The sequence below is a fragment of the Bacillus pretiosus genome, assembly GCF_051294775.1.
In the GTDB taxonomy this organism is placed as follows: Bacteria; Bacillota; Bacilli; order Bacillales; family Bacillaceae_G; genus Bacillus_A; species Bacillus_A wiedmannii.
The window spans coordinates 1-318 of record NZ_JBPPHF010000113.1 but is presented as its reverse complement, the minus strand read 5'-3'; the positions used below and the strand labels follow the sequence as shown (position 1 = coordinate 318).

The window sequence follows — 318 nt, the reverse complement described above, 5'->3', positions numbered from 1 at the left end:
CTCTTCGCACTAATCTGTTTAACACTACCAATACAAGCTAGTGCATACACATTTCAATCACTACCAATTGCATCAAAGTCAAAACAGTGGTATATCGAAATTGATAAATCCCATAACGCAACCAAGCAAGCAGTGCAGCCAAAACAAGGTGTATACGATACATATCGCTTACTCGTAAAAAACATCGGCAATGATGTGTCAAACGTAGCTGTAGAAATAGTTGATAACTCCCCTACCTCTAAAGCTACTTTTAATCCTACTTTGCTAAATAGCTACGTTTCAAAAAATCAGCCGAGCGTTGACTACATCGTATTCCCT

1 protein-coding gene is annotated in these 318 nt (G+C 38.4%); it reads left to right on the top strand.

Features of this window, described 5'->3' with window-relative positions; genetic code table 11:
- Positions 1-318 (top strand): YozF family protein (locus ACSG5Z_RS30085; protein ID WP_435712768.1); only part of this gene is annotated, 318 nt, incomplete at both ends.